The organism is Phenylobacterium sp. (assembly GCF_019636135.1).
Lineage (GTDB): Bacteria > Pseudomonadota > Alphaproteobacteria > Caulobacterales > Caulobacteraceae > Phenylobacterium.
In genome coordinates, this window is sequence record NZ_JAHBYD010000021.1 from 16328 (window position 1) to 37247 (window position 20920).

A 20920-nucleotide genomic window follows, 5' to 3' on the forward strand; every position below is an offset into this window, starting at 1 on the left:
GTCGCGGCCGTCGTCTTCCCGCGCGTCGGAGTGACGACATGGCCGCCTCGGCCCTGATGAGCATCGCCGAGCAGTCGGCGCACTTCCTGGACCGCCCGCACGAGCGCGCGCCCGGGAGGGCGGTGGACGGCGAGGCCGCCTGGCTGGGCGCCGACCTGCGCCGCCGTGACGACTGGATCGAACGCGTGTCGCCGGACTTCGTCGAGGCGCTGGAGGGCGCGGTCGCCCGCCTGCTGGCGTCTGGAAGACCCTGGTCCGCCGTCTCCGAAACCGACGTCGAGCTGCCGGGGCAGGGCGAGACCCTTCAGCGCTGGCGCCGCGCCCTGACCCATGGCCGCGGCTTCCTGGTCCTGCGCGGCCTCCCGGTGGAGCGCTGGGACCTGGCCACGCAGCACGCGGTCACGGGGGTCCTGGGCCGCCAGTTCGGGCGGCTGGGCCTGCAGAACCCCAGGGGCGACGTCATCGGCGAGGTGCGCGCGACCGGCGTGGAGAAGGTCGACCCCTTCGCCCGCCTCTACGCCACCGCCGGCGAGTTCCGCTTCCACTGCGACGCGTCGGATCTCGTGGGCCTGCTCTGCATCCGCCCGGCGGCCGAGGGCGGCGAGAGCCGGCTGGCCAGTTCGGTCAGCGTCTACAACACGCTCCTCGCCACCCGCCCCGACCTGGCCACGCGCCTGTTCGAGCCGCAGCCCTACGACCTGCGCAACGAGCAGGCCGCGGGCGGCGCGCCCTACGGCGCCTTCGCCCCGTGCGCCTTCGGCGGCGGCGTGCTGCGGACGTTCTACATCTCCGACTACTTCCGCACCGTGGCCCGCCACGGCGTCGAGCCCGACCTCGACCTGCTCGACGCCTACGACGCCATCGCCGCGGCGCCGGAGGTCGGGCTGTCGTTCTACCTCCAGCCCGGCGACCTGCAGGTCCTCAACAACCACACCACTCTGCACGCCCGCAGCGCCTTCCGCGACGCGCCCGGCCGCGAGCGCCTGCTGCTCCGGTTCCTCGTCTCGATGGACCGTACCGCGACGTGACCGCCCAGCCCCTCGACGGACTGCGGGTGCTGGAACTCGCCGACGGTCCATCGGGCGGCTTCTGCGGCCGCCAGTTCGCCGCGTGGGGCGCCGACGTCGTGATGCTGGAGCCGCCCGGCGGCGGTCCGCTGCGCCAGGCCGCGCCGCGTTGGACGAAGGGCGGCGCTCGCGGATCGGCGGCGTTCGACATGCTGGCCTGCGGCAAGCGCAGCGTCCCGCTGTCCGATGCCGCGGCCCTTCTGGCGGCGGCCGACGTCCTGGTGTGCGACGCGCCGGCCGGGGCGCTCGCGGGCCGCCTGGGCCGCGACGCGGCGGACCTGCGCCGCGCCAATCCCAGCCTCGTCGTCGTGACGCTCAGCGCGTTCGGCGATCCCGACGGCCCGACGGCCGGCATCGCCGAACTCGAGGCCATCAGCGGCTACCTCAGCCTGAACGGACCTGCGGCGGGCGTCCCCCTCGCCTCGCCCGCGAACATCATGGCCCACGCCATCGGGGCCAGCGCCTTCGCCGGCGCCGTGGCGGCGCTGATCGGGCGGGAGCGGACGGGCGCCGGAGACCACGTCGCCGTCTCCGGCCTGGAGACGATCGCGAGCTTCGTCATGTGGTTGCGTGAGCAGCACCAGGATGCGCCGACCGCGCGCGACGGCGGCACGCCGGAAGGCGCGCGGCTGATCCGCTGCGCCGACGGCCACGTCTCGGTCGCGCCGGCCGTGGCGCCGCACCTGCCGGTCTACCGCGAGGTGCTGGAGGTCCCGGACTCCGTCGACCTCGAGCGCCTGGCCGAGGGCGGCCGGCTCGAGGCGGCCGACCGCGTCGCCGCGGCGCTCGCGCCGTACGCCGCGCGGCTCGGCGTCGAGGAGGTGTTCCTGAGCCTGCAGGTGCGCGGCGTCGCCTGCGGCAAGGTGCAGTCGCTGGCCGAGGTGCTGGACGACCGCCAGCTCGAAGACCGCGCCTTCTTCCGGCCGTTGGCGCATCCCGCGGCCGGGCCGCTGCCGCTCGCCGGCCGGCCCTCGCTGATGACCGACTCCGCGCCGATCCCACCGACGCCGGCGCCGGCCTCGACAGACGCCGCGAGCCTCGGCTGGACCCCCGTCGCGAGGGCCAGCGCGCCGGACGGGCGGCCGCCGTTGGCCGGGATGCGGGTCCTGGACCTGACGCAGGCGTGGATCGGCCCGATGGCGGCGGTCGCGCTGGCCGATCTGGGCGCGGAGGTGATCAAGGTGGAGGGCGTGACGCGCCCGGACATCTGGCGCTTCCTGGGCCAGGCGCCCGGCGAGTCCACGGCGGCTGAGAACCGGAGCTGGTATTTCAACGGCGCGAACCGGAGCAAGCTGGGGCTGGGGCTCGACCTCAGCCAGCCGGCCGGGGCGGACGTGTTCCGGCGCATGGTGGCTGACGCCGACATCGTGCTGGAGAACTTCACGCCCAAGGTGATGGCGCGGTTCGGGCTCGACTACGCCCAGCTCGGCGCGGTGCGGCCCGGCCTGATCATGACGTCGTTCAGCGGCTTCGGCGCCTTCGGGCCGCACGCCGGCTTCAAGGCGAACGGCGCGTCGATCGAGGCGCTGGCCGGATGGGACGCGCTGCACCGCGACGAGGCGGGGCGGCCGGTGCTGATGGGCGGCTATCCGGCCGACCCGATCTGCGGCCTGCAGATGATCGCCTGCACCCTGGTCGCGCTCTACCGCCGCCTCCGCACGGGCAGGGGCGCGCACGTCGAGGGCTCGATGCTGGAGGCCGCCGGCGGCTACATCGGCGACGCCCTGCTGGCCGAGGCCCTCGCGCAGGCCGGCGCCACGATCGAGAACGATCCGCCGCCCACCGTCCGGTCGACGGGCGCCGGGACGTGGGCGGTCGGCGGCGAGCCCGTCGCCAGCACCTGGGAGGCGCTGTCCGATCCGCGCCTCGCGAGCTGGTTCGTTCCGCTGACGTCGGCCGGCCTTGGACCGGGACGCCATGCCGGCCGCCTGTGGCGCTTCGCCGACGCCGCCGCGCCGACCGCCACGCCGCCGCCGCGCCTGGGCGAGCACACGCGCGCCGTGCTGGCCCAATGGCTCACGCCGGACGAGATCGAGCGGCTGATCGCCGACGGCGTGGCCGGGTCGCTGGACTGACGGGCTCTCCCCTGAACGTCATCCCGCGACTTGTTCGCGGGACCCATGGACACGGGAGAGGGTGACGATCTGCGGCGGCGACGCCCGTGATCCTCTACGGACCGCGGAGTTCATGGGTCCCGCGAACAAGTCGCGGGATGACGATTTAAGGGGAGGGGGCTCTCCGGGCGTCAGTTGCCGGTGAAGCTGGGCGGGCGCTTCTCGAAGAAGGCCGAGACGGCTTCCTTGTAGTCGTCGGTCAGGCTGGAGAGCAGCCACTGGTCGGCGTCCATGTGCATCACCGCGCGGTCCAGCGCGCCGGCCACGTGGTTGATGCTCTTCTTGATCATCTGCACCGAGTTCGGGGGCAGGGCGGCGTAGACCTCCGCCATCTCGCGCGCGGCCGCGTCGAGGTCGGCCAGCGGCACGACCTGGTCGAGGAAGCCCCAGCGCTCCAGCGTGGCCGCATCGAACAGCCTGCCGGTCATGATCATCTGCTTGGCGCGGGCCGGGCCCACGAGATGCACGCAGATCGGCACGGCGTGCCACATGAGGTTGATGCCCAGCTTCACCTCGCCGTAGCCGACACGGGCGTTGTCGGCGCCGACGCGGAAGTCGCAGGCCGAGGTGATGCAGCCGCCGGCGCCCGTGGCGATGCCCTGGACGGCGCAGATCGTGGGCTGCGGGATCTCCTGCATCGAGCGCATGAGCTGGGCGCCGAACTCGGCGCCGCGGCGGCGCATGATCATCGACGCGCCGGCGCGTTGCGACGGTGAGGCCTGGAGATCGGCCCCGACCGAGAAGTCCTTGCCCTCGGCGCGGAAGATCACGACGCGCGTCTGTTCGTCGTGCAGGAACTCGCGGCTGATCCGCTCCAGGTCCTGCATCATCTCCAGGGTCACGGCGTTGCGGCGCTCGGCCCGCCTGATGGTCACGGTGGCCACGTGGCCGTCGCGCGTCAGCTCGATGAAAGACACTCGTCCCCTCCGTCTCGTTGTCTGCGAAGAGTAGACGCCGGGCGCGGACTGAGCAATTGTTTAGTCGACCTTGCGGAGGTATTTCGGCGATGCGAAGGCTCACGGCGGACGATCGGGCGCGGTACGAACGTGAAGGCTACCTCTGTCTTCCGGCCTGGCTGGACGATGGGTGGCTCGACCGTCTGACCGCGGTCATGGACCGCTTCGTCGAGCGCAGCCGCGGCCTCGCCGCGAACACGCTGGACATCTTGCTGGGGCCCGGCCACAGCGCCCAGCAGCCGATGCTGCGGCGCATCCCGCAGACGGTCGCGTTCGATCCGGTGTTCGAGGACTTCGGCCTGCGTGGCCCGGTCGTCGACCTGGCCGAGGACCTGCTGGGCGCCGACGTCCGCTTCCATCACTCGAAGCTGAACTTCAAGTCGGGCGGCGGCGGCGAGGAGATCCGCTGGCACCAGGACATCCCGTTCTGGCCGCACTCGAACTACGGGCCGCTGACGATCGGCGTCTACCTCTGCGACGTGGACGAGGCGATGGCGCCGATGGGCGTCTACGCGGGCAGCCATCGCGGCCCGATCCACACCCTGCGCGACGAGGCCGGCGCGTGGACGGGGGCGCTCAGCGACATCGAGGCCGAGCGGCTCGACCCCGCCGACCTGCGCTGGCTGTCCGGCCCTCGGGGCACGGTGACGATCCACAACTGCCGGATCGTGCATGGCTCGCGGGCGAACACCTCGCCACGCATGCGGCCGCTGCTGCTGCACACCTACGCGCCGTGCGACGCGCTGCCGCTGACGCGGATCATGGACCCGGTGAAGCTGGCCAACGTGATCGTCCGCGGCGGGCCGCCGGCCTGCGCGCGGTTCGATGCCGAACCGTGCCCGATGCCGCCCGACTGGGGCGCGGGCGAGTACAGCTCCATCTTCTCGGTGCAGCAGGAGAAGTTGGGATAACGCGCTGCTCCGAAGGACGTCATGGCCGGGCCTGTCCCGGCCATCCAGACACGCAGACGTGCGGAAGCGGCCCGCGGCGGGCGCCGCTGCGAGCTTGGTCGGATCGGTGTTCATGGGTGGCCGGCACAAGGCCGGCCATGACGTTCTTTGGAGGGAGGTGCGCGTGAGAGGCCGGCCGTCAGGAGGTGTCGGCGATACGCAGGGGCGCTGAGCCGGCGAGGAGGGCGGCGCGGGCGGTGGGCTTGCGCTCGGGGTCGAGGACCGCGAGGCCCTTGGCGTAGCTCTTGCGGATCTTGCGGACGGCGGTTTCGACCGCGGTCTGGATGATGGCGTCGTCGTGGGCCGGGTCGCCGGTGAGGCGGAGCGGGGTTTCCCAGTCGGGGCGCTCGTATTCGTTCCAGTCGCAGCGTTCGACGGGGTCGCCGCGCTCTTCGCATTCTTCGGGCTCGGCGTCCGGGTCGGCTTCGGCCTTGGGCGGGCGTTGAACCTCGAAGCTGCCGCTGGCGATGCGCAGGCGCAGCGCGATCGACTGGCGCACGCTGCGCGCCACGTCGCAGTGGGCGTCGGCGAGGGCGATCAGGGTCGCGGTGTCCGGGTCGGCTTCGACGGCGGCGGCGATCCGGCGCACGAGGTCCATGCCGAGCTCGGCGAGCTCGTGCAATTGGGTCGATGCGGCGTCGCGCGTGGACATGAACAAAGGGAGAACATGGAAATTGGTGCGCGTCAAGCTTCCGTGCGCCGGGGCCGCTCATCCCACGGCTGTCATCCCGGTTTTGGCGAAGCCAAAGACCGGGACCCAACGTGCCGCAAGCTGGGTCTAGAGCGTGACGCGATTTGGCGGAATCGAGATTCTCAAATCAGCGATGATCTGATTCACCGTTGGGACTGGAAGGAGGCCAGCCCGGATGACGGCTCCCTATTCGATGGATCTTCGCGAGCGCGCGTTGGCGCGGAAGGCGGCGGGCGAGACGCACCGGCAGATCGCCGAGGCGCTGCGGATCGCGCCGTCGTGCCTGTCGAAGTGGAGCCGGCGGGCGCGTGAGACCGGGTCGGCAGGGCCGGCGCAGGTCGGCGGCTACAAGCCCCGGACGCTGTCGGGCGAGATCGCCGAGTGGCTACGTCAGCGGATCAAGGCCGGCCCGTTCACGCTGCGGGGGCTGACAGCGGAGTTGGCTGAGCAGGGGGTCAAGACGCAGCCGCGGGCGGTCTGGGTCTTCGTCCACGACGAGGGGCTGAGCTTCAAAAAAGGCCCTGCTGGCCGAGGAGCAGACGCGGCCTGACGTGGCTCGCCGCAGGGTGCGCTGGAAGGCCCACCAGATGAAGGTCGCCGCCCAGCGGCTGGTCTTCATCGACGAGACCCCCGCCTTCGCGGGGGCAGGCTCTGGATCAAGACCAACATGGCGCCCCTGCGCGGCTGGGGACCGCGCGGCTGGGGACCGCGCGGCTGGGGACCGCGCGGCCGGCGCCTTCGGGCCTATGCGCCCCACGGCCACTGGAAGACGCTGACCTTCATCGCCGCCCTCCGGTGCGACCGGATCGACGCGCCCTTCGTCTTCGACGGACCCATCAACGGCGAGGCCTTCCTGCTCTACGTCGAGAGGATGCTCGCCCCCACGCTGAAGCCCGGCGACGTGGTGATCATGGACAACATGGGCAGCCACAAGGGAAAGGCTGCCCGCGCCGCCATCCGCGCCCAGGGCGCGCACCTCATCTTCCTGCCGCCCTACTCACCCGACCTGAACCCATCGAACAGGTCTTCGCCAAGCTGAAGCCCTTCATGCGACAGGCCCAACCGCGCGACGTCGAGGCCACCTGGCGAAAGGCCGGACAACTCCTCGACCGCTTTAGCCCCAGCCAATGCGCCAACTATCTCCTCAACGCCGGATACGCTTCCGTGTGATCGAGTCCCGCTCCAGAGGTAGCCGAGACTGAATGGCGGTGGGGGCAGTCAGGAGCCTACGCTGCTCCCGGGGCGCCGTTGGATTCAGGCCAGCGGAATCAACTTCTTCCGGATGAAATCGACGCGACCCAGCAGAAGCTCGGCGTGTTCCCGCGTTGGCGCTACCTCGACCGGAAATGCCTCGCTGAGATCTTCCTCGGCCATCACGCGATCGGCCCAATCCTCCATAAGTTCGCAGTAGACGCCCAGCGCCTCGCCAGGAGTCGGAGCCGCGTCTGTCACGAAGTAGGCGGGCGGAAGATCACCTACGGCTACCCAAAGCCACTCGTCTCGGCCGCCAGGTAGCGGGCGGGAAAAGTGGGCGAGGAAGAGCGCCAGCACTCCACCGAGGCCATAGCCCAGAAAAAGCTGGGCGATTGGCGGAGCCCAGTGATGAGACGCGATGTACGCTTCTGCATCCCGGGCCATCTCTGCGAGAAGCGCGCTGTCTTCCGCATCGTCGCCGGTCAGGTCGGGTGCGAGTTGGAACCCCGATACATCAGGAGCTGCTTGTAACGGCATCTCGCTACCGTATCGGGGCCAAGCCGACGTGTCTTTGCTGCTTACAGATATAGATCGGGCGTCGGGTCATCCGGGGCTGGAAAGCCCCCCATGTCGTACCAGAAGTGTTCCGGCGTATCGATCCGTATGCGACCCGAGGCGAGCCCGCTGAGATTCATCGGAAGGCCCGCCAGCCCAAGCGCCCCGTCATCGGCGCTCTCGCCGTCATCATCCTAGTCGTGGCGGCCGACCTCTGCGGCGGTGAAGGTCATGGCCTCGCCCCAGTCCTCGTGGAGGAGGTGGGCCGTCCGGAGCAGCGGCGCCTTGCCGAGGCGCCGCGCGAGTTCCTCGCCCATGAGCAGCATCGCCTCCTGGGCGTCCCGCCGCATCCGTTCGCCCAGGGGCGTCACGACCACCTCCTTGACCCGGCCGTTGGAGGGGTCGTCGGCCAGCGCGACGATGCCCAGCTCGACCATCTGGTTCAGCGTGGCGTGGATGGCCTGGCGGCTGACGCCGAGGCGCCGTGCGATGTCGGACGGGCGGCGCACGCCGAGCGCGATGTTGGCCATGACCATCGACTGCGGCCGCGTGATCGCCGGCCAGCCGCGCGCCTGGAAGAAGTTCTGGAGGCCTTCGTCGAACCAGTAGAAGCCCTGCAGCAGCGAGAGCAGCAGGTGCCTGATATCCGCCTCCGCCGTCACCGGGTCCGTCGCCTCCCTGGCCTGGGGCCTGAGTGGGGCGCGCGCCGGGCGATGTCAAAGCGTTTGACGGTTCGCGGGCTACTCCGCAGCGGCGGCGGGCGGCGCGTTGCGGGTCGTGAAGGCGCGCCAGTCGGCGTCCCTGGGAACCAGGCCCTCGAACGAGGCCAGGTGGGCGTGCGGCGTCCCGCCCGCGGCGGCGCCGATCGCCGGCTCGCCCGCCAGCACCGCCTTGGCGGCGGCCACCATCTGGCGGCGGAACTGGATGATCGCCCCGTCGCTCGATCCCAGGTGGTCGGCGCTGCGGTCGGCAATGGGGCCCATGCTCTCCCACATGGCCATGTCCTGCGCGGGGATGCCGACGATGCCGGTGAAGTCGCCGGCCTTCATCGCCTCGCGGTCCTGCAGAAAGTTGTTCGAGAGGTTGCGCGCCTTGCGCCAGTCGGCGTCGAGGTCCACGCCCGGCTCGGCGGCGCAGAAGCGGCGCCAGGCGTCCTGCGAGATGCCCTTCGTCGGGTGCCAGGCCATCCAGTAGAACATGCAGTTCACGTCGTCGATCGGCACCAGCATCTGGGCCAGGTTGTACTGGTCGTTCGGCGGGATGAGCACCGTGAAGGGCGCCACGAACACCGTCGTGCGGATGTAGGCGTGGGTCTCGGGATCGCGGATCGGCCGGCGGATGGCGGCGTAGTGGAAGCCGTAGTCGGTGGCCTGGACCTCCAGGCGCGGGGCCTTGTCGTTGGAGGGCCGCAGCCAGGCCGTGTCGGTGGCGGTCGAGCCCTCGACCTCGGCGGTCGGCATGTTGGTCGAATGCAGGCTGGACGAGTGGGCGCTGTCGATCGCGCCCTCCAGCACCTGCGCCCAGTTGCACGCGGCGTGCATCTTCACGATCGACACCCGGGTGGTGGGCAGCGGCGCCCAGGCCGGCGGCTCGAACGGCCGCATCGCGTCGGGCTCGCCCAGCCAGGCCCAGACGAAGCCGCCCGCCTCGTGCGTCGGGTAGGCCTTGTGGCGCAGGTTCTTCATGCGGCTGTCCGGCGGCTCGGACGCCATGTCGAGAATCTCGCCGTCCACCCCGAACTTCCAGCCGTGGTACAGGCAGCGCAGGCCGCAGTCCTCGTTGCGGCCGAACGCCAGCGAGGCGCCGCGGTGCGGACAATGCTCGTCCATCACGCCCACGCGGCCCTTCGAGTCGCGGAACACGACCAGGTCCACGCCCAGCAGGCGCGCGCGCTGCGGCGCGCCGTCGGGGTCGGAAACCTCCTCGCTCATGCACACCGGCAGCCAGTGCTGGCGCATGATCTGCCCCATCGCGGCGTCGCCTTCCACGCGGCAGAGCAGTTCATTGTCGGCAGGTCTCATGGGCGGTTGTCCGATCAGACTTAGATAGCTAAGTATTTTATGGGCCAGCACGGCGGCTGTCCAGAAGTGGCGCAGGGAGGCGCGCGACATGGCCGACCGGGTGCTCCGCTTCGGCGTCGTCGGGCTCAGCCGCGGGTTCGACCTGACGCGGCCGACGCTGGTCGCCGACCCGCGCGTTTCGCTCGTGGCCGCCGCCGACCTGCGGCCCGAAGCGCGCGCCGCCTTCGCCGCCGAGTTCGCTGCGCCCGCGTACGACGACGCCGCGGCGCTGTGCGCCGATCCGCAGGTCGAGGTGGTCTACATCGCCACGCCCCACCAGACCCACGCCGACCTCACGGCGCTCGCCGCCCGCCACGGCAAGCACGTGCTGGTGGAGAAGCCGATGGCGCTGGACCTCGCCGCCTGCCGCGCGATGATCGCGGCGACCGAGGCGGCCGGCGTCCGGCTGGTGGTGGGCCCCAGCCACGGCTTCGATCCGCCCGTCGCGGCGGCCGCGGCCCTCGTGGGAAGCGAGGCGTTCGGCCCGGCGCGGATGGTGACCGCGGTCACCTTCACCGATTTCCTGTACCGCCCGCGGCGTCCCGAGGAGCTGGACAGCGCGCGGGGCGGCGGCGTGGTGTTCAGCCAGGCCGTCCACCAGATCGACGTGGTCCGCCGCCTCGTCGGCCGCCCGGTGCGCAGTGTCCGCGCGGCGACCGGCGCCTGGGACGCGGGCCGGCCGACCGAGGGCGCCTACCAGGCCTTCCTGACCTTCGAGGGCGGCGCCTCGGCGGCGCTGACCTATTCGGGATACGGCCGCTACGACACCGACGCGCTGATGGGCTGGGTGGGCGAGACGGGCGGCGCGCGCGATCCCGCCGCCTACGCCACGGCGCGCCGCCGTCTGGACGGCGCCGACGAGCCGGCGCTGAAGGCCGCGCGCGCCTACGGCGTCGCGGGCGCCGCGACTCCGGCGCCGGTCGGCCACGAACACTTCGGCTTCGTCCTGGTGGCTTGCGAGCGTGGCGACCTGCGCCTCACCCCCACCGCCGTCGAGGCTTTCGGGCCGGCGGCGCGCTGGACCGTCGACCTGCCGGCCCCGGACGCCACCCGCCACGCCGTCGTCGACGAGGTGTGGGACGCGGTCGTCGACGGCAAGGCTCCCCTGCACGATGGGGCCTGGGGCGCGGAGAACCTGGCCGTCTGCCTCGCCATCCTGCGCTCGGCCGCCGAGGGCCGTGAAATCGCCATCGCTGACCTGGAGATTCGCCCATGAGCAAGCTGCGCCTGACGCTGGCATGCTGGGACTACGACCGCACCCGCGCCCTGGCCGACGGCCGCGTGCAGCCTGAGGGGATCGACCTCAACTTCCTGCCGCTGCACGTCGAGGAGACCTTCTTCCGCATGCTGCGCAACCGCGAGTTCGACGTCGCCGAGATGTCGCTCTCGTCGTACTGCGTGTCGCTGACCCGGGACGACCCGGCGTTCATCGCTATCCCGGTCTTCCCGTCCCGGTTCTTCCGCCACTCGTGCATCTTCGTGTCGGCCCGGAGCGGCATCCGCGAGCCGAAGGACCTGGTCGGCAAGCGCTTCGGCGTGCCGGAATACCAGATGACCGCGCCGGTCTGGATCCGCGGCATCCTCTCCGACGAGTACGGCGTCGCGCCGACCTCGGTGAAGTATTTCACGGGCGGCGAGGAGGAGCCCGGGCGCGACGAGAAGCTGAAGCTCAACCTGCCGCCGCAGTTCAGCGTCACGCCGATCGGGCCGACCCAGACGCTGGCGCAGATGCTGGCGGACGGCGAGATCGACGCCCTGCACACCGCCCGCACGCCCTCGACGTTCTACTCCCGCCCCGACGACGTGAAGCGGCTGTTCCCCGACTTCGTGCCGGTGGAGAAGGACTACTTCCGGCGCACCGGCATCTTCCCGATCATGCACGTCGTGGCCATCCGCCGGAGCGTCTACGAGGCCAACCGATGGATCGCCCAGTCGCTGTTCAAGGCGTTCTGCGAGGCGCAGGCGGTCACCTACGACAACCTGGCGGTCACCTCGGCCATGACGTCGATGCTGCCCTGGCAGGTGGCGGCCGTCGAAGAGGCCCGCGCGGAACTCGGCGACGACTGGTGGCCCTACGGCTTCGCCCGGAACCGCAAGGTGCTCGACACCTTCCTGCGCTACCACCACGAGCAGGGCCTGTCGCCGCGCCGCCTGGAGCCGGAGGCCCTGTTCGCGCCCGAGACCTTCGAAGCGTTCAAGATCTGATGACGGACCTTCCGGACATCGCCGACGAACTGCCGCCCGACCGCAGCCTGGGCTTCCAGGTCCGCCGCTGCCACCGCGCCTTCGACCGCGTGCTCAACGCGCAACTGGCGCGCGAGGGCCTGGCCAGCGGGTTCTGGTACTTCCTGCGCGCGCTCTGGCAGGAGAACGGGGCCACGCAGAAGCGCCTGGCCCAGCTCAACAACGTCACAGAGCCCACCGCCGTGGCGATGCTGCGGGCGATGGACGGCCTGGGCCTGATCGAGCGCGTCCGCAACGCCGAGGACCGGCGCAAGGTCAACGTCTTCCTCACGCCGCGCGGCGAGGCCCTGCGCGGCGCGCTGACGCCGCATGCGCGCCGCATCAACGCGGTCGCCGGCGAAGGCGTCTCGGCCCGCGACCTCGAGACGTGCCTGCGCGTGCTGAAGAAGATGTCCGACAACCTGGCCGCCGAGGCCGCCCGCCTGGCGGACGCGCCGCTCAGGTGATCGCGTAGATGTAGTGGCGCACGCCGCCGGCGACCCGCTCGCCGCAGCCCACGGCCAGTACGGCGTTCAGCCACGCGTAGCGGGGGTCGGCGGTCTCGAAGACGGGCGCGATGTGCAGCTTGTAGCGCGAGGGGTCGACGTGCGGCTGGGCCGGGTCGCGGAACGCGGCGCCCACGTCGGCGGGGACCAGGCTGCGCCCGGTGTAGGTGAGGTAGATCAGCGCCCCGTCGTCGGTGCGCCAGACGCTGCGGGCGTCGAACGTGCCGACCGCCTCGCCGCCGGGGCCGACGCCGGCCTCGGGCCAGTTGCCGCCGCCCGGCAGGATGTCGCCCTTCAGCCGCGGGCCCTCGAACCGGCCGCCGGTGATGTAGCCGACACGGCGGTTGCTCCACGGCGAGGCGCCCAGCGAGACGATCTCGCCCACCTCGAACGCCGCGCAGCACAGCGGCTCGCTCTTCAGCCGGCGATCGCCGAAATCGAAATCCGACATCCGTTCTTCCCTCGTTAGACCTTGAGCACCAGCTTGCCGACCTGGGCGCCGCCGAACAGCAGGCGCAGCACCTCGGGAAAGCGCTCCAGGCCCTCCTCCACGTGCTCGCTCGCCGTGATCGCGCCGCTCGCCAGCCAGGCCGCGAGCGCGGTCCGCGCCTCCGGAAACCGGGCGGCGAAGTCGTAGACGGAGAACCCCTCCATCCGCGACCGCGTCTCCAGCAGCTTCAGGTAGTTGCGGGCGCCGCTCAGGCCCTGGATGTCGTTGTAGTCGGCGACGAAGCCGCAGATGGCGATGCGGCCGCGGTGGCGCAGGCCGAGCAGCGCCGCCTCCAGGGTCGGGCCGCCCACGTTGTCGAAGTAGACGTCGATCCCGTCCGGCGCCAGTTCGGCGAGGCGGCCCGCGATGTCGTCGCGCCGGTGGTCGATGCAGGCGTCGAAACCGAGGTCGCGCACCGCATGGGCGCACTTGTCCGGTCCGCCGGCCACGCCGATGACGCGGCATCCCTGCAGCCTGGCGATCTGGCCGGCGACGCCGCCCACCGCGCCCGCCGCGGCCGACACCAGCACCGTCTCGCCCGGCTTCGGCCGCGCCACGTCCAGCATGCCGAAGTAGGCCGTGAAGCCGGTCATGCCGAGCACGCCGAGATAGCGGGTCAGCGGGACCGCCGGGTCCACCCGGGTCAGGCCCTCGGTCGGCCCCGCGTAGTGGCTCTGGGAGCCCAGGGGCCCTTCGACCGTGTCGCCCGGCGCGAACCCCGGCGCGCGGCTTTCGACGACCACGCCCACGCCCCGGGCGCGCACGACGTCGCCGATCGCCACCGGCGGCAGATAGGCTCCGCCGGCGTCCATCTGCGCGCGCAGGGACGGCGAGACCGAGATGTAGCGCACGGCCACCAGCGCCTCGCCGGAGGCCAGCGGGGCGACCGGCTCCTGGCGGATGTCCCAGTGCTCCGGTCCCGGGAGGCCCGACGGGCGCGCCTTGAGGCGGACGGTGGTCCTGACGAAGGTCATGCCGCCGTGGGCCTGGGCGCGGGTTCGGTCATGCGTCTCGCTCGGGTCCTCGGCGCTTGAGTCGTCCTGGGCGACAAGATACTTAGATATCGAATGACTTTCACCGAGGAATATCGCCGGGAGGACGAGGCGGCCCACCCGCCGCACTTCTCCGAGGCCTATGCGTCGACCGCGCTCCGGTCGCCGAGGCAGCCGCTGGTGCGCCTGCCCCACACCCTGACCGAGGCGAGCGGCCCCGCGCAGGGCGGCGGCCGGCTGCTGGGGCCGGCGATGGCGGACCTGACGCGCCAGCACCGCGGCGAGCCGGTGGGCCAGCGGATCGTGGTGGCCGGCCGCGTTCTGGACGAAGACGGCCGCCCGGTCCCCGACACCCTGATCGAAATCTGGCAGGCCAACGCCGCCGGCCGCTACATCCACGCCCGCGACCAGTGGAACGCGCCGATCGACCCGAACTTCACCGGCATGGGGCGCGTGGTCACCGACGAGGCCGGCCGCTACGGCTTCACCTCGGTGCGCCCCGGGGCCTATCCCTGGGGCAACCATCACAACGCCTGGCGGCCCGCGCACATCCACCTGTCGCTGCTGGGCCCGGCGTTCGCGACGCGGCTGGTGACGCAGATGTACTTCGACGGCGATCCGCTGATCGCGCTGGACCCGATCGCCCAGGCCGTGCCGGCGGGTGCGCGCGACCGGCTCGTCGCCCGCTTTGACCTGTCGCTGACCGAGCCCAGCCATGCGCTCGGCTATGCGTTCGACATCGTGCTGCGCGGCCGCGCCGCCACGCCGATGGAGCCGTGAGCATGGCCGGCGGGCGCCTGGGGCAGACCCCGTGGCAGACGGTAGGGCCGTTCTTCCACTACGCCCTGCCGGCCCCGGGCGGCGCCGACCTGGTGGGCCAGGCCGACATCGGCGCGCGGGCCGACCTGACCCCCGCCGGGCACTTCCTGCTGACGCCCCTGTCCCGCGAGACGCCCGTGGGCGACGTGATCGAGGTCGAGGGCCGCATCGTCGACGGGGCCGGCGCGCCGCTGCCCGACGCCCTGGTCGAGATCTGGCAGGCGGACGGGGAGGGTGCGTTCGGCGACCTGTTCGGCCGCTGCGCGACGGCGGACGACGGCGGCTACGCGTTCCGCACCGTGCTGCCCGGCCGCGTCGCCGGGCCCGGCAATGCGCTCCAGGCCGCCCACATCGACGTCGGCGTGCTGGGCCGCGGCCTGCTGCGCCGGCTGGTGACGCGCATCTACTTCGAGGGCGAGCCCGGCCTCGACGAGGACCCGGTGCTGGCGCTCGTGCCCGATGAGCGGCGCGACACGCTCGTGGCGCGGCGCACGGCGCCCGGCCGCTACCGTTTCGACATCGTCCTGCAGGGGGCGGGCGAGACGGTGTTCTTCGACTGCTGATGGGCTCGGCGATCCGCGATCGGGCGGCCTCGACCGCCGGGATGCTGGCGGCGTTCGGCGACGAGGCGCTGGTGGCTGCGGCCCTGGCGTTCGAGGCCGCGCTGGCCCGCGCCGAGGCGGCGGAGGGGCTGATCGCGCCGGCGCACGCGACGCGGATCGCCGAGGCCTGCGCCGGCGCCTTCGACGTGCGCGAACTGGCCGGGCAGGCGGCCCACGCCGGCACGCTGGCCATCCCGCTGGTCGCGGCCCTCCGCGCCCGCGTATCCGCGCACGACGCCCCGGCCGCCGCGAGCGTGCATCTGGGCGCCACGAGCCAGGACGTGGCCGACACGGCCATGATGCTCCAGGCCAGGGCCGGCCTGGGCCTGCTGCGGGCGGACGTCGATCGCCTGGACGCGGCCCTGGCGGGCCTGGCGGCGGCGCACGCGGCGACGCCGATGTTGGCCCGCACCCTGCTGCAGCCCGCCGCGCCGACCACCTTCGGCCTGAAGGCCGCGCAGCGGCGCGCGCGTCCGCGACGCGGCGGCGCGGCTGGAGCGGGCGAGGAGGCGCTGCGGCTGCAGCTCGGCGGGCGCCTCGCCGGCACGATGGCGGGCCTCGAAGCGCTGGGGCGCGGCGGTGGTGGCGCGGCGGGTCGCCGGGATGAGCTCGGGGCTGGCGGTCGCCGACGCGCCCTGGCACGCGCGCCGCGATGCGGTGGCCGGCCTGGGCGCCGCGCTGGCGGTGCTGACCGGGACGGTGGCCAAGATGGCGCGCGACGTGGCGCTGCTGGCCCAGGGCGAGGTCGCCGAGGCGTTCGAGCCGCGCGCGGAGGGCCGCGGCGGCTCGTCGGCCATGGCGCACAAGCGCAATCCCACCGGCTGCCAGGTGGCGCTCTCGGCCGCCGTGCGCGCGCCGCACCTGGCGGCCACGCTGATCTCGGCCCTGCCCGGCGAGCACGAGCGGGGGCTGGGCGGCTGGCAGGCCGAGGCGGCGGTCCTGGCCGACCTCTTCGCCCTGGCCGGCGGCGCGGCGGCGGCGATGGCCGACGTCGCCGAGGGGCTGGAGATCGACGCCGCGGCCATGGCCCGCAACCTGGCCGCCGCCGGCGTCGGGGCGGACACGGGCGAGGCCGAGGCCCTGGCGCGGCGGCTGCTGGCGGACGGGGAGGACTGATGCGGATCGCGGCCGGCGACGGCGCCCAGCTTTTCGTGGCCGACGAAGGGCCCCGGGACGCGCCCGCGGTCGTCCTGCTGCATTCGATCGGCTGTGGCCACGGCATGTGGGCGCCGCAGCTTCCGTCCCTCGCCTCGTGGCGGGTGATCCGGCCGGACATCCGGGGGCATGGCCACTCGGACGCGCCCGACAGCGACTATCCCCTGGACCGCCTGGCCGCCGACGTGGAGGACGTCCTGGCGGCGCTGGGCGTCGAGCGGGCCGTGGTCTGCGGCCTCTCGCTGGGCGGGGCCGTGGCCCAGGCGCTGGCGCTGCGGGCGCCGGCGCGGGTGGCGGGGCTGGTGCTGGCCAACACCGCCGCGCGGATCGGCTCGGCCGAGGCCTGGGAACAGCGGGCCGCCGCCGTGCGCGCCGAAGGCCTGGCGGCCATCGCCGGCATGGCCATGGGGCGGTTCTTCTCCGACGCGTTCCGCGCAGCGCGCCCCGACGTGGTCGACGGCTTCCGCGATGCGCTCCTGGCCACGTCGGCGGTGGGATACGCCGGCTGCTGCGCCGCCCTGCGCGACGCCGACCTCACCGGCGACGTCGGCCGGATCGCCGCCCCGACCCTGGTGATCGGCGGGGCGCTCGACGTCTCCACCCCGCCCGCGCAGACCCGCGCCCTGGCCGGCGCGATCCCCGGCGCCGTCCACCTCGAGCTGGACGCGGCCCACCTCTCCAACATCGAGCAGCCGCAGGCCTTCGCCGCGGCGCTCGTGCAGCATCTGGAGTCCTGCTGATGGACGAGCGCGAACGCCACGCGCTGGGCATGGCCAACCGCCGGGCCGTGCTGGGCGAGGCCTATGTCGACGCCGCGGCCGCCGCCGCCACGCCGCTGACGGCCGAGTTCCAGGACCTGATCACCCGCTACGCCTGGGGCGAGGTCTGGAGCCGGCCGGGCCTGCCGCACGACACGCGGCGGCTGCTGACCGTCGCCATGCTGATCGCGCTGAACCGCGAGGGCGAACTGCGGCTGCACCTGAAGGCGGCGCTGGAACACGGGGTCCCGGCGGAGGCGCTGAAGGAGGTGATCCTCCAGAGCGCCATCTACTGCGGCGTGCCGGCGGCCAACGCCGCCTTCCATCTGGCCTCGGCCCTCCTCGCCGATCGCGAGGCCTGAGCGTCAGGCGAACTTGCGGAACTCGGCCACCGCGGCGGAGTCGAAGTACTCGTCCAGGCGGGTGATCTTGCCGTCCTTCACCTGGCAGACGATGCAGGCCGGCAGCGCCAGCCGCACGCCGTCGTGTACGCGGGTGCCGCGCAGCACGTGCTGGTGCGTGAAGCCCTCGGCGTAGACGTACAGCCGGCGCTCGTCGTAGACGCGGTCGACGAGGCGCTGGGTCATGCCCTTCAGGGTCTTGCGGTTGTCCTCGGGCGACTGCTCCAGCCCGTCGGTGTTGTGCCAGATCCTGGCGTCCGGCGCGTAGCAGGCGACCAGCCCGTCCACGTCGCCCTTCTCCACGCAGTCGAAGAAGTGCTTGGCCAGCGCCCGCATGGCGGCGTCGTCGGACATCGGTCTCTCTCCCTCTGCTTCGCTCTAGCTAGCGGCCCACGGCCACGTTCATGCGCCGCGCGCCGTTGGCGGCGACCAGGCCCGCGATGTCGTCGCCGGCGTAGTCGGGATCGGCCGAGGCGCCGAACGCGCCCACGATCTCGGCGAACTGCGCCTGCGCCATCTCCTTCCACTCGGGGTGGGTGAAGATGAAGAAGTCGCCGGCCTGGATGGCCCGCGCCACGAACTCGCCGATCTTGTCCGGCGACATGCCTGCGGCCAGCACGCCGGTCATGTTGCGCGCCGTCTGCGCGGCCTGGCCCTGTTCGGCGTCCACCGGCCGCAGGCGTGCGGTGGTGGCCACGATGTTGGTGGCCGACATGCCCGGGCAGAGCACCGAGATCCCGACGTTGGTGTCGGCCAGCTCGTTGCGCAGCGCCATGGCGATGCCCAGGGTGGCGAACTTCGAGGAGATGTAGGCCACCGAGATCGGCGGCGGCACGATGGCCACCAGCGACGAGGTGAGGGCCAGGTGGCACGGCTCGCCGCTGGCCTTCATCGCGCCCAGGAAGGTGCGGCAGGCGTAGAGGTGGGCATGCGCGTTGACGGCGTAGGTCCAGCGCCAGACCTCGGGGTCGTAGGTCTCGAAGGCGCCCGAGCCGCCGCCGACCCCGGCGTTGGAGAACACCAGGCGCACCTCGCCGAAGGCCGCCGCCGCCTCGCCCGCGCGCGCCCAGTCGGCCTCGTCGGCGACGTTGAGCGGCAGGCCCATCGCGTCGGCGCCCTCGCCGCGCAGCCCCGCGGCCGCCTCGGCGGCGGCCGTCGCGTCGATGTCGGCCAGGATCAGGCGCGCGCCGCGGCGCGCCAGCGCCCGGGCGGTGGCCAGGCCGATGCCCGATGCGCCGCCGGTGACGAAGGCCGCCTTGTCCTTGAAATCCTGCACCGACGCCTCCCTGCGGCGCTGTTCCACGCCTTGCCGGGAGCCTAGGACGGGGTCGGTCTATGTCAACAAAGTTTACGGTTCCGCGCGTCGCGCGAGGTTGCAATCGCGCCGGACCTGACCTTTAGTTAGATGACTAAGTGATGATCCGCGGCCCGCGCGGACGATCCGGTTCCGGGAGGACTCATGGCGACCCATTCCGCCGACTACGGCCTTGCGGCGCTGGCCGCGCGCGCCGAGATCGCCGACGTGATCCACCGCTATTGCCACGCCACCGACCGGCGGCGGTGGTGGCTGATGGACAGCGTCTTCCACGAGGACGCCACCTGCCACCTGTCGGTGGTCGGCGGCTCGTGGCGCGAGTTCGTGAAGCTGGGCGCGGCGCTGCTGGAGCCCGTGGGCGTCACCCACCACCAGGTGGGCAACATCCAGATCGCGCTGGAGGGCGACGTCGCCCACGCCGAGACCTACGTCACCGCCTTTCACCGCGTGCCGGCCGACGCGCCGCCCGGCGGCCCCTTCGGCGGGACGGGCGAGGCCTACGACGCCATCTTCGGCGCGCGCTACATCGACCGCTTCGAGCGCCGGGGCGGCGTCTGGCGGATCGCCGAGCGGCGCTCGGCCGCCGAATACCGCCACTACCAACCGGTGAACGAGGGCGGGCTGGCCGACGTGCCGATGCGGCATCGCGGGCAGTGGGGCGACGCCGACGTCTCTGCGCCCGTCGTCGCGGCCTGGCGCGGCGCCGCGCCGCCGCCCCGCCCGGGCGCGCTTGAGGAACTCGCCGCCCGCGCCGAGATCGCCGACGTCGTGAACCGCTTCTGCCACATGGTCGACCGCCACCGCTGGGAGCTGGTCGACGACGTCTTCCATCGCGACGGGACCAGCCGGTTCCTCGACGCCGTGCGGACGATCCCGCAGGTGCTGGAGAGCGCCCACAACATGCTGGGGCCGCTCACCGGCACGCACCACCAGACCGGCAACATGCTGATCGCGCTCGACGGCGACCAGGCCTGGGCCGAGACCTATGTGATCGCCTTCCACGCCGTGCCGACCACCGCGCCGCCCGGCACGTTCTGGGGCGGCCGCGACGAGCCCTACGAGGGGGTGGCGGGCGGCCGCTACATCGACCGGCTCGAGCGGCGCGACGGCCGCTGGAAGATCGCCGAACGGCAGACGCTGGTGGAGTGGCGCCACGACCGGCCGGTGCGCGACGGGACGCTCGGCCAGACGCCGCCGCAGTTCCGCGGCCAGCGCGGCGACGCCGACGTCTCGCGCCCCGTGGTCGCCGCGCTTCTCGATCGCAGCTAGGCGGCGCGCCGCACCCATCGACAGGAGAGCACAGTGGCAGGGCGTCTGGCAGGCAAGGTGGCGATCATCACCGGCACGGGCAGCGGCATGGGCCGCTCGGCCGCGCTGATGTTCGCGCGCGAGGGCGCGAAGGTGGTCGGCTGCGACATCAACCCGGCTGCGGGCGGGACGGCCGACGACGTCCGCGCGACGGGCGGCGAGATGGTCTCGCTGCAGCCGGTGGACCTCTCGGGCGCCGAGGGCGCCGAGCGGCTGGTGGCCTTCGCGCTGGAGCACTACGGCCGCATCGACGTGGTCTACAACAACGCCGCCATGGCCTATTTCGCGTTCGTCGCCGAGATGGACTACGCGACCTTCAACAGGACCCAGATCGAGGAGGTGGACATCATCTTCCACCTCTGCCGGGCGGCCTGGCCGCACCTCGTCGCGGCGGGCGGCGGCTCGATCATCAACACCGCCTCGACGGCCGCCAAGAAGGGCTCGCGCGGGCAGGGGATGCTGGCCCACTCGGCCGCCAAGGGCGCCGTCACCGCCATGACGCGGCAGTACGCCTGCGAAGGCGGCCAGTACGGCATCCGCGCCAACACCATCTCGCCGGGCATGATCCGCTCGGCGCAGACCGAGCCCCTGATGAAGCAGCAGGGCTGGACCGAGCGGGCGGTGTCGCGCCAGTTGCTGCAGCGCATCGGCGAGCCGGAGGAGGTGGCCGCCACGGCCCTGTTCCTGGCCTCGGACGAGAGCAGCTTCATCACCGGAACCGACATCGCCGTCGACGGCGGGACCATGGCCAACTGAGGCGAGCG

At 72.6% G+C, this 20920-nt stretch carries 22 protein-coding genes and 2 pseudogenes; 15 read left to right on the forward strand and 9 right to left on the reverse strand.

Annotated elements, in window-relative coordinates:
- Positions 1-38 precede the first annotated feature (38 nt).
- Positions 39-1028 (forward strand): TauD/TfdA family dioxygenase, encoded by a 990-nt coding sequence (locus KF737_RS15110; protein WP_296456426.1) that lies wholly within the window; start codon positions 39-41, stop codon positions 1026-1028.
- A complete protein-coding gene (locus KF737_RS15115; RefSeq protein WP_296456428.1) occupies positions 1025-3142 on the forward strand; it encodes a CoA transferase in 2118 nt (705 codons plus the stop codon). The genes KF737_RS15110 and KF737_RS15115 overlap by 4 nt, the downstream gene beginning before the upstream one ends.
- A gap of 170 nt (positions 3143-3312) precedes the next feature.
- Here the strand turns inward: KF737_RS15115 and KF737_RS15120 are convergent, their stop codons facing one another.
- Positions 3313-4098, reverse strand: coding sequence for an enoyl-CoA hydratase/isomerase family protein (locus KF737_RS15120; RefSeq protein WP_296456431.1), 786 nt, complete (start codon positions 4096-4098; stop codon positions 3313-3315).
- Positions 4099-4187: 89 nt separating this feature from the next.
- Here KF737_RS15120 and KF737_RS15125 point away from each other — a divergent pair, with 89 nt between their 5' ends.
- A complete protein-coding gene (locus tag KF737_RS15125; protein ID WP_296456434.1) occupies positions 4188-5048 on the forward strand; it encodes a phytanoyl-CoA dioxygenase family protein in 861 nt (286 codons plus the stop codon).
- 178 nt (positions 5049-5226) lie between these two features.
- On the opposite strand, the gene KF737_RS15130 is transcribed toward KF737_RS15125, so the two are convergent.
- Positions 5227-5739, reverse strand: a complete 513-nt coding sequence (locus KF737_RS15130) for a hypothetical protein (protein WP_296456436.1) — start codon at positions 5737-5739, stop codon at positions 5227-5229.
- A gap of 214 nt (positions 5740-5953) precedes the next feature.
- Here KF737_RS15130 and KF737_RS15135 point away from each other — a divergent pair.
- A pseudogene (locus tag KF737_RS15135) lies at positions 5954-6948 on the forward strand (IS630 family transposase).
- A gap of 84 nt (positions 6949-7032) precedes the next feature.
- Here KF737_RS15135 and KF737_RS15140 read toward each other — a convergent pair.
- From KF737_RS15140 to KF737_RS15150, 3 genes are all read right to left on the reverse strand, one after another.
- Positions 7033-7509, reverse strand: coding sequence for a hypothetical protein (locus tag KF737_RS15140; protein WP_296456439.1), 477 nt, complete (start codon positions 7507-7509; stop codon positions 7033-7035).
- 212 nt (positions 7510-7721) lie between these two features.
- The gene (locus tag KF737_RS15145) at positions 7722-8189 is read right to left on the reverse strand and encodes a MarR family winged helix-turn-helix transcriptional regulator (protein ID WP_296456442.1); all 468 of its coding nucleotides are present in this window, start codon (positions 8187-8189) and stop codon (positions 7722-7724) included.
- Positions 8190-8267: 78 nt separating this feature from the next.
- Positions 8268-9548 (reverse strand): Rieske 2Fe-2S domain-containing protein, encoded by a 1281-nt coding sequence (locus KF737_RS15150; protein WP_296456444.1) that lies wholly within the window; start codon positions 9546-9548, stop codon positions 8268-8270.
- Between the two features lie 88 nt (positions 9549-9636).
- On the opposite strand from KF737_RS15150, the gene KF737_RS15155 reads away from it, so the two are divergent.
- From KF737_RS15155 to KF737_RS15165, 3 genes are read left to right on the forward strand one after another with little or no spacing between them, the layout of a single operon-like run.
- Positions 9637-10803: a Gfo/Idh/MocA family oxidoreductase gene (locus KF737_RS15155; protein WP_296456447.1), complete on the forward strand. Its 1167-nt coding sequence runs from the start codon at positions 9637-9639 to the stop codon at positions 10801-10803.
- Positions 10800-11792 (forward strand): ABC transporter substrate-binding protein, encoded by a 993-nt coding sequence (locus tag KF737_RS15160; protein ID WP_296456454.1) that lies wholly within the window; start codon positions 10800-10802, stop codon positions 11790-11792. Before KF737_RS15155 ends, KF737_RS15160 begins: the two co-directional genes overlap by 4 nt.
- On the forward strand, positions 11792-12277 hold the full coding sequence (locus KF737_RS15165; RefSeq protein WP_296456457.1) for a MarR family winged helix-turn-helix transcriptional regulator: 486 nt from the start codon (positions 11792-11794) through the stop codon (positions 12275-12277). The genes KF737_RS15160 and KF737_RS15165 overlap by 1 nt, the downstream gene beginning before the upstream one ends.
- Here the strand turns inward: KF737_RS15165 and KF737_RS15170 are convergent.
- A complete protein-coding gene (locus KF737_RS15170) occupies positions 12270-12767 on the reverse strand; it encodes a DUF3237 domain-containing protein (protein ID WP_296456459.1) in 498 nt (165 codons plus the stop codon). The two genes, KF737_RS15165 and KF737_RS15170, sit on opposite strands and share 8 nt — an antisense overlap.
- Positions 12768-12781: 14 nt before the next feature.
- Positions 12782-13780 carry an NADP-dependent oxidoreductase gene (locus KF737_RS15175; RefSeq protein ID WP_296456463.1) on the reverse strand — a complete coding sequence of 333 codons (999 nt, stop codon included), beginning with the start codon at positions 13778-13780 and terminating at the stop codon, positions 12782-12784.
- Between the two features lie 93 nt (positions 13781-13873).
- Between KF737_RS15175 and pcaH the strand changes: the two genes are divergently transcribed.
- The 6 genes and pseudogenes from pcaH (at position 13874) to pcaC (ending at position 17494) form a co-directional block, all read left to right on the forward strand.
- Positions 13874-14578: a protocatechuate 3,4-dioxygenase subunit beta gene (pcaH, locus tag KF737_RS15180; protein ID WP_296456466.1), complete on the forward strand. Its 705-nt coding sequence runs from the start codon at positions 13874-13876 to the stop codon at positions 14576-14578.
- Positions 14579-14580: 2 nt separating this feature from the next.
- Positions 14581-15180 (forward strand): protocatechuate 3,4-dioxygenase subunit alpha, encoded by a 600-nt coding sequence (gene pcaG, locus KF737_RS15185; protein WP_296456469.1) that lies wholly within the window; start codon positions 14581-14583, stop codon positions 15178-15180.
- A 41-nt stretch (positions 15181-15221) separates the two neighbouring features.
- Positions 15222-15614: pseudogene (locus tag KF737_RS15190) on the forward strand (lyase family protein); the annotation flags it as partial.
- A gap of 187 nt (positions 15615-15801) precedes the next feature.
- Positions 15802-16335 (forward strand): lyase family protein, encoded by a 534-nt coding sequence (locus KF737_RS15195; protein ID WP_296456472.1) that lies wholly within the window; start codon positions 15802-15804, stop codon positions 16333-16335.
- Complete coding sequence (pcaD, locus tag KF737_RS15200; RefSeq protein ID WP_296456609.1) at positions 16335-17114, forward strand: 3-oxoadipate enol-lactonase; 780 nt, start codon at positions 16335-16337, stop codon at positions 17112-17114. The genes KF737_RS15195 and pcaD overlap by 1 nt, the downstream gene beginning before the upstream one ends.
- Positions 17114-17494, forward strand: a complete 381-nt coding sequence (pcaC, locus tag KF737_RS15205) for a 4-carboxymuconolactone decarboxylase (protein WP_296456475.1) — start codon at positions 17114-17116, stop codon at positions 17492-17494. The genes pcaD and pcaC overlap by 1 nt, the downstream gene beginning before the upstream one ends.
- A gap of 3 nt (positions 17495-17497) precedes the next feature.
- On the opposite strand, the gene KF737_RS15210 is transcribed toward pcaC, so the two are convergent.
- On the reverse strand, positions 17498-17887 hold the full coding sequence (locus KF737_RS15210) for a nuclear transport factor 2 family protein (protein ID WP_296456479.1): 390 nt from the start codon (positions 17885-17887) through the stop codon (positions 17498-17500).
- A 28-nt stretch (positions 17888-17915) separates the two neighbouring features.
- Positions 17916-18809, reverse strand: a complete 894-nt coding sequence (locus tag KF737_RS15215) for an SDR family oxidoreductase (RefSeq protein ID WP_296456482.1) — start codon at positions 18807-18809, stop codon at positions 17916-17918.
- A gap of 183 nt (positions 18810-18992) precedes the next feature.
- Between KF737_RS15215 and KF737_RS15220 the strand changes: the two genes are divergently transcribed.
- Both KF737_RS15220 and KF737_RS15225 read left to right on the forward strand, forming a co-directional pair.
- Positions 18993-20117: a nuclear transport factor 2 family protein gene (locus KF737_RS15220; protein ID WP_296456485.1), complete on the forward strand. Its 1125-nt coding sequence runs from the start codon at positions 18993-18995 to the stop codon at positions 20115-20117.
- 33 nt (positions 20118-20150) lie between these two features.
- Positions 20151-20912, forward strand: a complete 762-nt coding sequence (locus KF737_RS15225; RefSeq protein ID WP_296456486.1) for an SDR family NAD(P)-dependent oxidoreductase — start codon at positions 20151-20153, stop codon at positions 20910-20912.
- The last annotated feature ends 8 nt before the right edge of the window (positions 20913-20920 follow it).

Bases quoted from the DNA above. Each gene is read 5' to 3' on its own strand.
- KF737_RS15220 (WP_296456485.1), top strand. From the start codon at position 18,993: ATGGCGACCCATTCCGCCGACTACGGCCTTGCGGCGCTGGCCGCGCGC.
- pcaC (WP_296456475.1), top strand. From the start codon at position 17,114: ATGGACGAGCGCGAACGCCACGCGCTGGGCATGGCCAACCGCCGGGCC.
- KF737_RS15110 (WP_296456426.1), top strand. From the start codon at position 39: ATGGCCGCCTCGGCCCTGATGAGCATCGCCGAGCAGTCGGCGCACTTC.
- KF737_RS15170 (WP_296456459.1), bottom strand. From the start codon at position 12,767: ATGTCGGATTTCGATTTCGGCGATCGCCGGCTGAAGAGCGAGCCGCTG.
- pcaH (WP_296456466.1), top strand. From the start codon at position 13,874: ATGACTTTCACCGAGGAATATCGCCGGGAGGACGAGGCGGCCCACCCG.
- KF737_RS15125 (WP_296456434.1), top strand. From the start codon at position 4,188: ATGCGAAGGCTCACGGCGGACGATCGGGCGCGGTACGAACGTGAAGGC.
- KF737_RS15150 (WP_296456444.1), bottom strand. From the start codon at position 9,548: ATGAGACCTGCCGACAATGAACTGCTCTGCCGCGTGGAAGGCGACGCC.
- pcaD (WP_296456609.1), top strand. From the start codon at position 16,335: ATGCGGATCGCGGCCGGCGACGGCGCCCAGCTTTTCGTGGCCGACGAA.
- pcaG (WP_296456469.1), top strand. From the start codon at position 14,581: ATGGCCGGCGGGCGCCTGGGGCAGACCCCGTGGCAGACGGTAGGGCCG.
- KF737_RS15140 (WP_296456439.1), bottom strand. From the start codon at position 7,509: ATGCCGTTACAAGCAGCTCCTGATGTATCGGGGTTCCAACTCGCACCC.
- KF737_RS15130 (WP_296456436.1), bottom strand. From the start codon at position 5,739: ATGTCCACGCGCGACGCCGCATCGACCCAATTGCACGAGCTCGCCGAG.
- KF737_RS15155 (WP_296456447.1), top strand. From the start codon at position 9,637: ATGGCCGACCGGGTGCTCCGCTTCGGCGTCGTCGGGCTCAGCCGCGGG.
- KF737_RS15165 (WP_296456457.1), top strand. From the start codon at position 11,792: ATGACGGACCTTCCGGACATCGCCGACGAACTGCCGCCCGACCGCAGC.
- KF737_RS15160 (WP_296456454.1), top strand. From the start codon at position 10,800: ATGAGCAAGCTGCGCCTGACGCTGGCATGCTGGGACTACGACCGCACC.
- KF737_RS15175 (WP_296456463.1), bottom strand. From the start codon at position 13,780: ATGACCTTCGTCAGGACCACCGTCCGCCTCAAGGCGCGCCCGTCGGGC.
- KF737_RS15210 (WP_296456479.1), bottom strand. From the start codon at position 17,887: ATGTCCGACGACGCCGCCATGCGGGCGCTGGCCAAGCACTTCTTCGAC.